This is a genomic window from Paracoccus solventivorans (assembly GCF_900142875.1).
GTDB lineage: Bacteria > Pseudomonadota > Alphaproteobacteria > Rhodobacterales > Rhodobacteraceae > Paracoccus > Paracoccus solventivorans.
The window spans coordinates 25,243-39,336 of the sequence record NZ_FRCK01000009.1; the positions used below are offsets into that span (position 1 = coordinate 25,243).

Annotated in this window: 14 protein-coding genes; 6 read left to right on the forward strand and 8 right to left on the reverse strand. The window is 66.7% G+C overall.

Annotated elements, in window-relative coordinates; all coding sequences use genetic code 11:
* Positions 1–112: 112 nt before the first annotated feature.
* The gene (locus BUB57_RS12780) at positions 113–586 is read left to right on the forward strand and encodes a hypothetical protein (protein ID WP_011749555.1); all 474 of its coding nucleotides are present in this window, start codon (positions 113–115) and stop codon (positions 584–586) included.
* A gap of 33 nt (positions 587–619) precedes the next feature.
* On the opposite strand, the gene BUB57_RS12785 is transcribed toward BUB57_RS12780, so the two are convergent.
* Positions 620–1,525, reverse strand: a complete 906-nt coding sequence (locus BUB57_RS12785) for a LysR family transcriptional regulator (protein ID WP_011749556.1) — start codon at positions 1,523–1,525, stop codon at positions 620–622.
* A 108-nt stretch (positions 1,526–1,633) separates the two neighbouring features.
* On the opposite strand from BUB57_RS12785, the gene BUB57_RS12790 reads away from it, so the two are divergent.
* The 3 genes from BUB57_RS12790 to BUB57_RS12800 all read left to right on the forward strand — a co-directional run bounded on the left by BUB57_RS12790 (position 1,634) and on the right by BUB57_RS12800 (position 4,553).
* On the forward strand, positions 1,634–1,852 hold the full coding sequence (locus BUB57_RS12790; RefSeq protein ID WP_011749557.1) for a heavy-metal-associated domain-containing protein: 219 nt from the start codon (positions 1,634–1,636) through the stop codon (positions 1,850–1,852).
* A gap of 61 nt (positions 1,853–1,913) precedes the next feature.
* Positions 1,914–3,833, forward strand: coding sequence for a heavy metal translocating P-type ATPase (locus tag BUB57_RS12795; RefSeq protein ID WP_073067644.1), 1,920 nt, complete (start codon positions 1,914–1,916; stop codon positions 3,831–3,833).
* Positions 3,834–3,890: 57 nt separating this feature from the next.
* Entirely contained in the window at positions 3,891–4,553 is a 663-nt protein-coding gene (locus BUB57_RS12800; RefSeq protein WP_073067646.1) for a DUF924 family protein, read from the forward strand.
* Between the two features lie 15 nt (positions 4,554–4,568).
* On the opposite strand, the gene BUB57_RS12805 is transcribed toward BUB57_RS12800, so the two are convergent.
* The 6 genes from BUB57_RS12805 to BUB57_RS12830 all read right to left on the reverse strand — a co-directional run bounded on the left by BUB57_RS12805 (position 4,569) and on the right by BUB57_RS12830 (position 10,503).
* On the reverse strand, positions 4,569–6,509 hold the full coding sequence (locus BUB57_RS12805; protein ID WP_073067838.1) for a heavy metal translocating P-type ATPase: 1,941 nt from the start codon (positions 6,507–6,509) through the stop codon (positions 4,569–4,571).
* 61 nt (positions 6,510–6,570) lie between these two features.
* On the reverse strand, positions 6,571–6,951 hold the full coding sequence (locus BUB57_RS12810; protein ID WP_073067648.1) for a hypothetical protein: 381 nt from the start codon (positions 6,949–6,951) through the stop codon (positions 6,571–6,573).
* A gap of 14 nt (positions 6,952–6,965) precedes the next feature.
* Positions 6,966–7,658, reverse strand: a complete 693-nt coding sequence (locus tag BUB57_RS12815) for an ABC transporter ATP-binding protein (RefSeq protein ID WP_073067840.1) — start codon at positions 7,656–7,658, stop codon at positions 6,966–6,968.
* 5 nt (positions 7,659–7,663) lie between these two features.
* The gene (locus tag BUB57_RS12820) at positions 7,664–8,797 is read right to left on the reverse strand and encodes an ABC transporter permease (RefSeq protein ID WP_011749563.1); all 1,134 of its coding nucleotides are present in this window, start codon (positions 8,795–8,797) and stop codon (positions 7,664–7,666) included.
* On the reverse strand, positions 8,794–9,939 hold the full coding sequence (locus BUB57_RS12825; RefSeq protein ID WP_011749564.1) for an efflux RND transporter periplasmic adaptor subunit: 1,146 nt from the start codon (positions 9,937–9,939) through the stop codon (positions 8,794–8,796). The genes BUB57_RS12820 and BUB57_RS12825 overlap by 4 nt, the downstream gene beginning before the upstream one ends.
* Positions 9,940–9,942: 3 nt before the next feature.
* A complete protein-coding gene (locus BUB57_RS12830; protein WP_234952078.1) occupies positions 9,943–10,503 on the reverse strand; it encodes a TetR/AcrR family transcriptional regulator in 561 nt (186 codons plus the stop codon).
* Positions 10,504–11,188: 685 nt separating this feature from the next.
* On the opposite strand from BUB57_RS12830, the gene istA reads away from it, so the two are divergent.
* Both istA and istB read left to right on the forward strand, forming a co-directional pair.
* Positions 11,189–12,757, forward strand: a complete 1,569-nt coding sequence (gene istA / locus BUB57_RS12835; protein ID WP_073067652.1) for an IS21 family transposase — start codon at positions 11,189–11,191, stop codon at positions 12,755–12,757.
* Positions 12,690–13,424, forward strand: coding sequence for an IS21-like element helper ATPase IstB (gene istB, locus BUB57_RS12840; protein ID WP_035033516.1), 735 nt, complete (start codon positions 12,690–12,692; stop codon positions 13,422–13,424). Before istA ends, istB begins: the two co-directional genes overlap by 68 nt.
* Here the strand turns inward: istB and BUB57_RS12845 are convergent.
* Positions 13,402–14,085 carry a hypothetical protein gene (locus tag BUB57_RS12845; protein WP_143159723.1) on the reverse strand — a complete coding sequence of 228 codons (684 nt, stop codon included), beginning with the start codon at positions 14,083–14,085 and terminating at the stop codon, positions 13,402–13,404. The two genes, istB and BUB57_RS12845, sit on opposite strands and share 23 nt — an antisense overlap.
* Between the last annotated feature and the right edge of the window lie 9 nt (positions 14,086–14,094).

Below are 14,094 nucleotides of genomic sequence, written 5' to 3' on the forward strand. Positions count from 1 at the left end.
AGGTTTCGTCAATTTTCGTGCGAAAACGGACAGTCTATGTCTATCCCAAGTCCGGCGGCGTCTGTCGATGCCCGTCGCGGCCAGAACCACTTGGCAGATACAGGAGATCACTATGCGGACTGTAAAATCTTTCACCACCGTCGCTGTCGCTCTCGCCCTCGCGCTGGGGTCAGCTGGCATTGCCGCCGCGCAATCCCATGATCATGACAGCCATGGCGCGGGGGCTATCGAGATCACGCTGAACGATGGCGCCAAATGGCAGGGCGATCAGAACATGATCACCGGCATGACCGCGATTCACGGAACCATGGCCGCGAACCTGGACGCGATCCACAACGGCACCCTGCCGGCAGATGCCGCGAATGGGGTCGCTGCCGATATCCAGAAGCAGGTCGATTTCATGGTCGAGAACTGTGTGCTGGAACCCGAGGTAGACGAGCAGTTCCATATCGTCCTTGGCGAGGTGATGACAGGCATCTCGGCATTGGAGGCCGGCGAGGTCGAGACTGGCGCGGTGACGATCGTTCAGGCGTTGAACGCCTATGGCGAGCATTTCGAGCATCCGGGCTGGCAGATGATCGACTGACGCCACGGGCGCAGGCATGGGCCGGCGCGGGCGTCACGCCTGCGCCGGCCTTGTCCTGCACGGGCAGCGCCCCTCCAGCAGGTCGGCATCGGCCGCCAGGGCCGTCGCCATGAAGTCCAGAAACAGGCGGATGCGCGCGGTTTGGCGCAGATCCTCGTGAATCAGCAACCACAGGTCCAGCATGAAATCCTCGGGCAGCGCGGCGGCGCGGATCAGGCTGGGGTCGCAATCGGCGATCACGCAAGGCAAGGCAGCAAGTCCGATCCCCACCTTCGCACCGGCATGGGCGGCGATGATCGAGTTTGTCCGGTAAATCTGTCGCGCATCCGGCCACCAGCGGGCCAGATTGCGGCTGAGCGGGCCATGCGCAGATCCGTAGCCGATCCAGTCACCCTCGGCAGGATCGCCCGGCGGCCGGTCCGCCGCGCCATAGGCGGCAAAGGCCAACCGCCCGACCCGCCGCCCGATCAGCGTCTCCTGTCCCGGATTGCCGATGCGCAGGGCCACGTCCGCCTCGCGCCGGGTCAGGTCCAGCACCGTATCCGCAACGATTACCTCGATCTCGATCTCGGGCCATTCGGCGCGGAAGGCGGCGACATGGCGGGGCAGCACACCCACCGCCAGCAGGTCGGTCGTGGTGATGCGGATCGTCCCAGTGGGCCGCTGGTCCTGTCCGGTAACCTTCAGCGCCAGCGCGGTGATTTCTTCCTCGATGCGGATGACGGAATCGCGCATCTCCTCGCCGGCCTGGGTCAGCGCGTAACCGCCGGGCAGCCGGTCGAACAGGCGCACCCCCAGCCGCGCCTCGAACGCACCGATGCGGCGAAAGACGGTGGAATGGGTAACGCCAAGGCTGCGCGCCGCCCCCGAAAGCGACCCCGCGCGCGCCACGGCCAGAAACAACCGCAGATCGTCCCAATCCTGCGCCTGTGCATTCATGCAATGATCCCTTGTCTAAATTGCCACTCCTGATCCTGAAAGGACAGCATATCTTCAGGTCACAAGCAATGACCGCCCCGCCGGGCGGCGACATGAAAGGAACCAGCCATGACCAAGACCATCCTGCGCAGCGACGAGTTTTCCTGCCCCTCCTGCGTGGTCAAGATCGAAAAGGCGCTGAAGGCGCTGCCCGGCGTCTCCGAGGCCAAGGTGCATTTCAACACCGGCCGCATCGAGGTCGCGCATGACCAGACCGCCGCACCCGTCGATACGCTGGTGCAGACGATCCGCGCCACCGGCTACGAGGCCCGCCCCGCCGCTTTCTGACCCTTTTTCTGCCCGGCCGCGCCTGCCCGCGCGGCCGGGCCTTCAAATTACGAGGCCCCGCATGTTGACCCCTATCCTGACAACCCTTCGCCAGCCGGCCAGCCGGCGCAAATGGCTGACGATCATCAGCGGCGCATTGATCGTGCTTGCCCTGATCGCCCTTTACGGGTTCGGCCTGCGCGGGCTGTGGGCCGCCTCGATGGTGACGGCGGCGTTTGTCGCCGGCTCTGACATCGCGTGGCGGGCGGTGCAGGCGCTGCGCATCCGCCATTTCTCGATTGAACTTCTGGTCACGGTCGCCGCTGTCGGTGCGCTGTTCATCGGCGAATACTGGGAATCCGCCGCCGTCACCTTTCTGTTCAGCTTCGGCGCCTGGCTTGAGGCGCGCACCCTGCGCCAGACCCGCGGCGCGCTGGCCGATCTGCTGAAGGCCGCGCCCGAGATTGCCACGGTGATCCGCGACGGCCAGCCGGTCGAAATCGCCGCCAGCGCCGTGCAACCCAATGAGACCGTGCTGGTGCGCGCCGGCAATCGCATTCCCGTCGATGGCGAGGTGATCGAGGGCGCCGCCGCCGTCTCCGAGGCCGCCATCACCGGCGAGCCGATCCCGGCCGAAAAAGCCCCCGGTTCCCACGTCCATGCCGGCACCATCGCGGAAAACGGCGTCTTGCGCATCCGCGCCACCGGCATCGGTTCCGACACCACGCTGGCCCGCATCATCCGCCGCGTCGAAGAGGCGCAAGAAGAACGCGCCCCCAGCCAGCGCATGATCGAACGCTTCGCCCAATGGTACACGCCCGGCATCATGGTGCTGGCGCTTGGCGCCTGGGCGGTGACGCAGGACATTCGCCTGGCGCTGACGCTGCTGGTGGTGGCCTGCCCCGGCGCGCTGGTGATCTCGACGCCCGTCTCCATCGTGGCCGGCATCGGGCGGGCGGCGCGGTCGGGCATCCTCATCAAGGGCGGCCAGCATCTGGAAAGCGCGGGCCGCATCGACATGCTGGCGCTGGACAAGACCGGCACACTGACCGAGGGCCGCCCGAGTCTGGTCGAGGTGCTGCCGCTGGCGGGCGTTGATCGCAAGGACCTGCTGCATTGGGCGGCGATCGCCGAATCCGGCTCGGATCACCCGCTGGGCCGACCCATCGTCGTCGCCGGCCGGGCCGAAGGTGACATTCCCGCACCCGAGGCGGTCGAGGAAGTTGCCGGCATGGGCCTTGTGGTCAACCATGAGGGCCGGCAGGTCGCGGCCGGCAACCGGCGCCTGTTCGACAAGCTGGGCATCGGCTTTGAGCCCGAGGCCGAGGCCGCCATGGCCGGGGTTCTGGAACGCGGGCGCACGCCGATCATCGTGGCGCTGGACGGGCGGATCGCGGGCATCTTTGGCCTTTCCGACCAGCCCCGGCCCTCGGCCAAGGGCGCCATCGCCCGGCTGCGCGACATCGGCGTCAGCCGCATCGCCATGCTGACCGGCGACCAGCCGCAGGCCGCAAGCGCCATCGCCGCCGAGATCGGCATCACCGAAGTCCACGCCGGCCTGCTGCCCGAGGACAAGCTGGACCTGATCCGCGGCTTTCAGGCCGAGGGCCGCCATGTCGCCATGATCGGCGACGGCATCAACGACGCCCCGGCGCTGGCCGCTGCCGACACCAGCATCGCGATGGGCGCGGCGGGGTCCGATGTGGCGATCGAGACCGCCGACATCGCGCTGATGGGTGACGATCTGGAAAAGCTGCCCGAGGCCATGGCGATCTCTCGCGCGACGCTGCGCAACATGCGCCAGAACCTTGTCATCGCGCTGCTGACGGTGGCGGGGTTGCTGTTCGGGGTCTTCAACGGCGACGTGCATATGGCCGAAGGGATGCTGATCCACCAGCTTTCGGTGTTGGTGGTGATCGCCAACGCCATGCGCCTGCTGCGCGTCCCGCGCGGGCTCGGCGGGCGCCGACCTGTGCCGGCAGCGGTGCCCGCGACCGCCTAGGCGCTTGTGCCTCATCTACAATTCCGCTCCCGTGCCCATGGCGCGGGGGGCGTTTTCATGGGGGATGACATAACCGATAGCAATGATGCCAGACAGATCGGTGAGGTTCTGGATTTCTGGTTCCCCGAGGGCCGCGCGCTGGATATCGACCCGGACCGCCATGCCGAACTGTGGCGCTGGCGGATGCATGGCGGTGCGGATGGGGCGATTGCGGCCCGCTTTGGCCCGTTGACCGAACGTGGCGCGGCGGGTGGGCTGGACCACTGGTCCGCCACGCCCGAGGGCCGGCTGGCTCTGATCGTGGTGCTGGACCAGTTTCCGCGCTCGCTGTGGCGGGGCAGCGCGCGGGCCTGGGCGCAAGACACGGAGGCGCTGGCGCAGGCCGAGGCCGGGCTGGACAATGGCGACTGGACAGCGCTTGGCCTGTCCTGGTTCCAGATTACCTTCACGCAGCCGCTGGGCCATGCCGAAGGGCCGGAGCATCTGGCCCGCATCGACCGGCTGATCGCCCTGCGCCGCGACATCGCCACCCGCGCGCCGGCGCCGTTGCGGCCGCTCTATGCCTCGCTCGTCGATCAAGCGGGGCAGGTACGCCGCATCATCGCCAGCTTTGGCCGCCACCCGCACCGCAACGCCATCCTTGGCCGCAGATCGACGCCCGAGGAGGAGGCCTATCTGGAAAAGGGCGCGTTTCCGCATCAGCGCGTCTTTCGGGGATGAGCGCATCCCCACGGGTCAGGCCGGCCGCGCGACACCCGTCGGCGCCTGTCCGGCAACAGACGCCTTCGGCCGGCGGATCGGGTCCGACAACAACCGCAGCCCGTTCAGCACCACCAGCACGGTGCCGCCTTCATGGCCGATCACCACCAGCGGCAACGGCAGATCGAAGAACAGCCCGCCGATGACCAGAACCACCATGGCGCCGATGGCGAAGGTCAGGTTCTGCCGGATCACCCTTGACGTTCGGCGCGACAGGCGGTGCGCGTCCGCAAGCCGCTCCATATCCTCGGACAGCAGCGCCACATCGGCGGCCTGAAGCGCCACCTCGGACCCGGCCGCGCCCATGGCGATGCCGACATCGGCGCGGGCCAGCGCCGCGGCGTCGTTCACGCCGTCGCCGACAAAGGCAACGCGGCCGGTTGCGGCCAGTTCGCCAACCGCGCGAACCTTGTCCTGTGGCAGCATTTCGGCGTGAGTCTCTTCGGGCCTCAGCCCAAGCCGGGCGCCGATGCGCAGCGCCACCGGCCTGCGATCCCCGGTCATCATGACGATGCGGCGGACACCACTGTCGCGCAGGGCCGTGATCGCCCCTGCGGAACTGGCCCGTGCCTCGTCCGCTACGCTGACGGCGCCCAGCAGGGTGGCGCCGCGACCCAGATAGACGACCGTATTGGCGCCATCCGCCAGCGCCTGCAACGCGGGGTGATCCGTTGCAGCCTTCATGTCCTCGGCAAGATAGGCATTGCCCGCCCAAACCGGGCCAAGTGCATCGGCCCCTTCGATACCGATGCCTGGCCGGGCGTTCACATCGGCAACGATTGCTGGATCAAGCCCGCGCGCGGCAACTTCCCGGCGGATCGCGGCGGCGATATGATGCTCGGAATGCGCCTCCAGCCCCGCCAGCAGCGACAGGAACCCGGCCTCGTCGCCATCCAGCGCGACGATTTCCGTCACCTCGGCGCGGCCGGTGGTCAGGGTGCCGGTCTTGTCGAAGGCGAAGATATCGACCTCGGCCAGCGTCTCCAGCGCGCCGCCGCCCTTGAACAGAACACCGCCGCGCGCCGCCGCCGACAGGGCCGACAGGATCGCGGCGGGGACGGAAATGACGATGGCGCAGGGGCTGGCGGCGACCAGCAGCGTGGCGGCGCGGTAAAGCGCCAGTTCCCAGTCGCCGCCCAGCCACCAGAACGTGGCAAAGGCGATCACCGCACCTGCCAGCACCGCGACCGTGTAGCGCTGGCCGAACCATTCGCTGAACCGCTCTGAGGGTGCGCGGGCGGCCTGCGCCTCGGTCACCAGGCGGATCATGCGGGCGATGGTGCTGTCGCTGACGCTGCGCGTGACCTCGACCTCCAGCACGCCGTCCAGATTGATCGTGGCCTCGAACACCTGCGCACCGGCCTCTTTTGACACGGGCATGGATTCGCCGGTGATGTTGGCCTCGTCGATGCCGCCGCGCCCGGTGACGACCACGCCATCACTGGGCACCCGGGCGCCGGGGCGCAGCACCACCACATCGCCGACGGCCAGCACCTCGGCGGGAACTTCCTCGACAGCGCCGTTGGCGGTCTTGCGCAAGGCGGTCTCGGGGCGCAGCGCCATCAGCGCCTCGATGGCGCGGCGGGCGCGGCCAAGCGCGCGTTCCTCCAGCGTGGTCGAGATGCTGAACAGCGTCAGCAGCACCGCACCCTCGAACGGGGCGCCGACGATTGCGGCGGCGATTGCCGCGACGATCATCAACAGGTCGATGTCAAGCACGCGCGCGCGCCACAGTTCCGACAGCGCGCGCCAGCCGGTGGGCAGGCCGCCAGCCAGATAGACTAGCACCAGCCCCGGTAGCTCCAGAGCGTCGAAAGCTCCGCTGGGCAGCCATCTGCCGGCTGCCGCCATCGCCATGCCGAGCACGGTGACGAGCGAAAGGGTCAGTGACAGGTCAACGGGTGGAAAGCGCTTCATGTCGGGCTCCTGTCGGACGAGGTCGCGGCTGGCAGCCGCCATCGCTGGCTGGGTGAGTGGATCAATCGGATGGCTTATGGCACCGCAATGCAAAGGCCGCGATGGCTATCCAGATGGCGCTGCGCAGGATCATCGCGCCCATGGTGCGTGCTTCCCATGCGCCGCCGGCACCGACATGCCACAGGAAGGCAGCGAAGACGGCCACCGTGGCCGTGGCAATGGCAATCGCCAGCATCGGTGCCCAGCCCGCGCCGCGCCACAGGCCGATCCCAGCCAGAACATAGGCAAAGCCCGCGCCGAAATTGAACCACAGCACGAATTGCACCACTGCGCCCATATCGACGCCGCCGAACAGCGCCCTGCCGCCCGAGACGAGGGTGAGCAGGCCGAAGATCACTGCGACGGCGGCGGCGATAGCCAGGGCGCGGGTTCTTGCGGGCATGAGATGTCTCCGGATCAGGCGTCGGCGAGGCGGCCGTCGCGCAGGTATATCAGGCGGTCGAAACGGTCGAAGATCTTTTCGTCATGGGTGACTGTCACGATGCAGGCTTCCTGTTCGACCGCGAGCTTGCGCATGAGGTCCATCACCAGCCCGGCGCGCGCGCCGTCGAGCGCGGCGGTGGGTTCGTCGGCCAGGATGATGCGGGGACGGTTGGCCAGCGCGCGGGCAATCGCCACGCGCTGCGCTTCGCCACCCGACAGCAGCGCCGGCTTGACCATCGCGCGATGGCCGACTTCCAGGTAGTCCAGCAGTTCGCGCGCCCGCGCCCGGCCCTCCTCGGTGGGGCGGCCGGCAAGATCGAGCACGACAGCGACATTCTCCTGCGCTGTCAGAAAGGGCAGCAGGTTGTGGCTCTGGAAGATGAAGCCGATCTTGTCGAGACGAAGCCGCCTCAGGTCGCGCCGCAGCCATTTGCCGTCGAACACCGGCTCACCGTCCAGCACCACCCGTCCCCCCGAGGGGGCGAGAATGCAGCCGATGATGTTGAGCAGCGTCGTCTTGCCCGAACCGGAAGGGCCGAGCAGCGCGATCACCTCGCCGGCCCGCACGGTCAGATCGACCGCCCGCAGGGCATCGACGCGGGTTTCGCCCTCGCCGAAATGCTTGGCCACGTTCGAGACCTCGATGAGGATGTCGCCGAGCGCCATGTCGGTCAACTTCCGAGCGCGGTGGCCGGGTCGACCTTCATCGCCGCCCGCACGCCGAGCGCCGAGGATAGAAGGCAGACGGCGGCGATAATGCCGGCAAGGACCATGACGTTGAACGGCTCCAGCACCACGCGGCGGGGAAAGTAGTCCTTCACCGTCAGGATCAGCATCAGCCCGATCCCCCAGCCCGCGGCACCAAGGATCAGCGCCTGCTGCACGATCAGCGCGATGATGGTGCGGTCGGGGGCTCCGATCAGCTTCAGCGTGGCGATCTGCTTCAGCTTCTCCATGGTCATCGTGTAGATGATGAGGGCGATCACCACGGCGCTGACGGACAGCAGGATGCCGAGGAACAGCCCGATCTGGCGGCGCGCCTTGTCGACCACCGAGGCGAGCAGCAGCTCCTCCTGTTCGACCTGGGTCATCGCGGCGAGGTGCTTCCACTGGCGCACGGTGGCGGTCAGCAGATCGACATCGGCGCCCGGCGACATGCGGGCAATTATGGTGGCGACCGAGGCGGACTTGACGGAAACTGCGCCACGCGCGGTCTGCACCCGCTGGGCCGCCGGGTCGAGTTCGGTTTGCAGCGCCATCGCGTCGGCCAGCGTCACATAGACTGCCGGATCCCCGCCCGAGTTCATCGCGCCTTCCACAAGCCCGACCACGGTGAAGCGGTCGCGCCCGAGCCGGATCGTCTCGCCCGGCAGCAGGCCGGTCTTGCGGTCGGCCACCAGTTCGAAATGGCCGGCGCCGATGCCGCGCCCCTCGGCGATCGCCTGCGGCCCGCCCGGACGCCCCGGCTCGTATCCGATGACGTAGAGACGCAGCGTTTGCCCGGTGTGGGCCGCTTCGACGTTCTGGTAGTTCACCGCGCCGGCCTCGGCCACGCCGGGCATCCGCGCCACTGCATCGCGCGTGTCGGCGGGAATGCTGGAGGCTTCCGCGAACGGTCCCTTGGTGCCGGCCTCCACCACCCAGACATCCGCCGCCGGCGCCTTCACCACCGCCAGCGCGTCCGAGACGAGGCCGTTATAGATACCGATCATCGCCAGCACGACCGTCATCAACAGCCCCAGCCCGAAACAGGTCAGCACGAAGCGGAACAGGCCATGGCGAATGTCCTTGAGCGCGAGGTTCATGGCGCCTCGCCGACGCGGGCGCGCCGGCCCTCTGCGGCGCCCTTCGGCGGGCTGGTGACGATGGCGGCTCCTTCGGGCAGGCCGCCCGTGACCTCGACGCGGCCGCGATCATCGCGGGCGCCGAAGGTCAGCCCCACCCGCGCAAGGCGGCTATCCTGCACCGTCCAGACCGTGCCGCGATGGCCGTCGAAGCCGGTGATGGCGACCTCGGGCACCATCAGTGCGCTCGCGCGGGTGCCGGTCAGGATGCGCACTTCGGCCTGTTCGCCAAGAAACATCTCGGCGGGGCAGTCGGCGCAGGTCAACCAGACGCGGCGTTCCTCGTTCACCCGGTCGCTTTCGATGCCGATGCGGGCAATGGTGCCGTGAAACTCGGCCGCGGGCTGCGAGCGCAGCCGGATGGTGCCGGGTTGGCCAAGGGCAAGCTGACCGGCGCGTTCTTCGTCGACATAGGCCTGGATCCAGACGGTGGCCGGGTCGATCAGGGTGAAGATCGCATCGCCGGCCTTCACCACCGTGCCCGGCTCGGCATGGCGGGCGACGATCAGCGCGTCATAGGGCGCGACCAGCCGGTGATGGGCGAGAAGGGCTTCCTCCTGCCGCAGCGCTGCCGCCGCATCAAGACCCTGTGCCCGGATCACCGCCACATCCGCCTCGGCCACGGCCAGATCGGCGCGGGCCACATCCTCGTCGCGCTGCGCCTCCTCGGCGCGCTGGACCGAGGCGACATCGCGCAGCGCCAGTCCCTGCTGGCGGCGGTTCGCCGCCTCGCGCTGCGCCAGGACGGCGCGGGCGCGCACGACCGCGGCATCGGCCTTGGCAAGATTGGCCTCGTTGGCTGTCACCGCTGCGCCGGCGCGGGCAACGCGCGCTTCCTGTTCGGCAGAGTGAAGGATGGCCAGTTCCTGCCCCTTGGCCACACTGTCCCCGGCATCGGCGGAAAGCCGGGTCAGGGCGGCGCCCACCTCGAAGCCGACGCGGCTGAGTATTCGCGCCTCGACAGTGCCGAGCCCGTAGATGCGAAGGGCCACATCATGTTCGGGCTGAACGATCGCCACCGTCAGGGGGCGTTCGGTGAAGAACAGAAAGCCGGCAGCGACAGCCGCCGCCAGAAGAAGACCCGATAGCCAGATGCGCCGCATCGTCTATTTTCCTTCCGCGGCCAGAAGCCGGCACTGTACGTCGAACAGGCGCAGCCCCTCGGCTCGCAAATCGAAATCGCGGGCGCCGAGCGCCCAGCGGATCGCCACGCCCTGCACGAGCGAGGTCAGCAGCACCGCCGCATCGTTTGCGGGCATGTCGCCGCGCAGAACCCCTGCTTCCTGCGCGGTTCTGATCTCCGTCGCCAGAAGGCCGTGGAAGGTCGTGAGCCTACCGTGAAAGGTGGCGCGCAGCTCCGTGTTGGTGACGTTCAACTCACGCGAAAACAGCAGCATCGGCAGCGCGGGGGTCGCGTCGATCTGCGCGAACTGTGCGGAAATCAGTGCACGCAACCTGACGATCGGCGTGTCTCCGAGGCTTAATGCATTTTCCCAAGCCGTTGCCAGCCCCTCGGCCACATGCTCGGCCACCGCCTGCCACAAGGCGGCCTTGGTTGGGAAGTGCCGGAACAAGGCGGCCTGCGTGACGCCGATCTGCGATGCGACCGCTCCTGTCGTCACCCGGTCCGGCCCGATCCTGTCGGCCAGGTCGAGTACGGTGGCCATGATCTCGGCCTTGCGAAGCTCCGCTGACTTTCGCACGGGGCACCTTGTTAGTTAGTGATCGGTCACAAACATACTTAGGCGGGCTCCTGCGATGCGTCAATCACGAGGCGTCATTTTCTGCATGCATTGATTGCCACGACACCGGGAACTAGGTGGGCAAGATAGAGGCCGGCCTATCTCTGCCCGCGACGCGGTGAATACGGAAGACAACACGTAAGTTCGTCTAATGGACGCTAAGCCGCAACTCTGAAAATTGCAAAACCGTCTGGTACAAGTTGTTTTATTAGGAGGACTACGTTTGGTACGGGGGGCGCCGGCAAAGATGATTGCACGCTCTCGCAACCATCTTTGCCGGCTCAGACTGCAAGCTTTGATCGACGGCTTTGCGCCCGCATTTTCGACGTTCGAGTGACAGTTGCGACTTCCCGAAAGCCGAAATTGCTTATCGTGGGCCTGAGCGCCAGCCGACTACTTCGACGTATATGAATCCCACGTGGTTCGCCACTTCGCCGCCGATTGTGCGATATTGCCGCTTATGGCCACCGATTTGGGCTTTCCCGCCGTCCGTGTGTGATTTTTCATGGAATGAGGGCCCCAGTTGAGGGGTAATTTTCGTCCAAACGGGACCCCTTAACGTGGGGTCATCAAAGTGCGTCCGGTTTGATCGGAGGCATTTGTGTTTTGGATGTTGGTTGTGGAGACGATTGCAAAGATACGCCGGCTGTCGCTGGTGCAGGGGAAGTCGATCAAGGCGATCTGCCGGGAGTTGAAGATCTCGCGGAAGGTGGTTCGCAAGGTGCTGCGATCGGACGAGACCGAGTTCCGCTACGAGCGCAAGCATCAGCCGTATCCCCGGATGGGAGCCTGGCGTGAGAAGTTGGACGGGCTGCTGTCGGCGAATGCGGCAAAGCCGCAGCGTGAGCGGCTGACGCTGATCCGGATCTTCGAGGAGCTTCGCGGCCTTGGCTATGACGGCAGCTACAGCTCGGTGTGGCGCCACGCGCAGGATTGGGATGAGCAACGCGGCAGCGCCGCGGCTGAGGCCTATATCCCGCTGAGCTTCGCGCCTGGCGAAGCCTACCAGTTCGACTGGAGCCACGAGGTCGTCCTGCTCGACGGCGTGACGGTGACCGTGAAGGTGGCGCACATGCGGCTCTGTCACAGCCGCATGTTCTTCGTTCGGGCCTATCCGCGCGAGACGCAGGAGATGGTGTTCGACGCCCATGACCGGGCGTTCGCCTTCTTCCGCGGGGCGTGCACGCGCGGTATCTACGACAACATGAAGACGGCGGTTGACGCGATCTTCATCGGCAGGGATCGCCGCTACAACCGCCGCTTCGCGCAGATGTGCGGTCATTACCTTGTCGAACCGGAGGCCTGTACGCCGGCGTCGGGTTGGGAGAAGGGCCAGGTCGAGAATCAGGTCGGGCTGGTACGAGAACGCTTCTTCACGCCGCGTCTGCGCTTCAAGACGCTGGAGGACCTGAACGGCTGGCTGGCCGACAAATGCGTCTCCTGGGCCAAGGCGCACCGGCATCCCGAACAGGACGGCCGCACGATCTGGGAGGTGTTCGAGGAGGAGCGCGGCAGCTTCATTCCATATGCCGGACGCTTCGACGGCTTCCACTGTGTCCCGGCCTCGGTGTCGAAGACCTGCACGGTGCGCTTCGACAACAACAAATACTCGGTGCTGTCGAGCGCCGTCGGCCGGCCGGTCGAGATCCATGCCTATGCCGATCGCATCGTCATCCGCCAGGACGGCGTGGTCGTCGGCGAACATGCCCGCTGCTTCGGCCGCAACGAGGTGATCTACGACCCTTGGCATTACGTCCCGGTATTGGCCCGCAAACCCGGCGGGTTGCGCAACGGCGCACCGTTCAAGAACTGGGTTCTGCCGTCGGCCATGGAGAAGGTGCGTCGCAAGCTCAAGACAGTGGATGACGGCGACCGGCAGATGGTGTCGATCCTCACCTGTGTGCTGAGCGACGGATTGAACGCGGTCGAGGCGGCCTGTCAGGAGGCGCTCGATCACGGCGTCTCGTCGGCAGCGGTGATCCTCAACATCCTGGCCCGCCGCCGCGACCCGGCGCCGGGCACGATCCTTTCCATTCCCCAGGCGCTGAAGCTGGCTCACGAGCCGATCGCCGACTGCGCCCGCTATGACAGTCTCAGGAGGACGAACAGCCATGGAACGCACCGAGGTTCTGGAACTGATGGGCACGCTGAAGCTCTACGGGATGCGATCAGCCTATGACGAGATCATGGGCGTCGCCATCAAGCGCCAGCACGAACCACCGAAGATCGTCGGCGATCTGCTGCAGGCCGAGATATCCGAGAAGCAGGCCCGCTCCATCAAATACCAGCTCACCGTCGCCAAGCTGCCATTGGCCAAGGACATCGATGACTTCGACTTCACCGGCACGCCCGTCAACGAGAGCCTGATCCGTGATCTTGCCGGCGGAGCCTTTGTCGCCGATCAGCGTAACGTCGTCCTGGTCGGCGGCACCGGCACGGGCAAATCCCATCTGGCCATCGCCATTGCCCGGGCGCTCATCCGCAACGGTGCGCGCGGCCGCTTCTTCAATGTCGTCGACCTGGTCAACAGACTGGAGACCGAGACCCGTGCCGGCCGCCAGGGGCGCATTGCCGATCACCTGACCCGGCTCGACTTCGTCGTGCTCGACGAACTCGGCTATCTGCCCTTCGCCCAGGCCGGCGGGCAGTTGCTCTTCCATCTCGTCTCGAAGCTCTACGAGCGGACCAGCGTCATCATCACCACCAACCTGGCGTTCGGCGAATGGCCCACCGTCTTCGGCGACGCCAAGATGACCACGGCGCTGCTCGATCGACTTACCCATCACTGCGAGATCGTCGAGACCGGAAACGAATCCTGGCGCTTCAAGAGCCGCTCTCAAAGCTAAAGCCGAAAGCAAACGAGCCGCGCCCGATCAGGCTGTGCAACCCCGACCAGCTTCGCCTGATCGGGCGCTCACCGTCGTGCCCTCCATCAACCCAAAACCGGGGTTCCTTTTGCGCGAAAATACGGGGTCCCGATTCCACGGTCATTGACATCGTATCCATATCGACCGGCAGCATGCGCAGCGTCATGTCCATGACCGCGCCCGCCATGCTCACGTCGCCTCGGCCGACGAGGCGCGGCAGATCTTCCTGATCGCAGTCTCCGGCCCATGCCAGGACCGCATCGTCCGGCGTAAGCACCGGCTCTGGGATCTTGGGGTGGTCGATCTCGATCACCCAGCGACCCTCGTCCGCGAGGGTGACGGCCATCGGTTCGGTCATCTCGGGGTGATCGAGCAGCAGATCCTCGCCCAGCAGCCAGATGGACATGGTCTCGGTTTCGGGCGAGGGCTGCATGGGGATGACCATCCCGCCGGCAAGGACGTAGCCGGAAAGGTGGGCGACGCGCCAGTCGCCCACGAACCGCTCGCGCAACTCCTGCCACGCTGTCGGCGAGGACATGCCGCAAAGGGGCGAACTGTCGCTCCGATCCTGTGCCAGGGCAGGCACGGCGGCACAGACCAGAACGATCGTCAGCGCGAGGGCCCGTTTCATCGGCTTCATTCCTCCTTA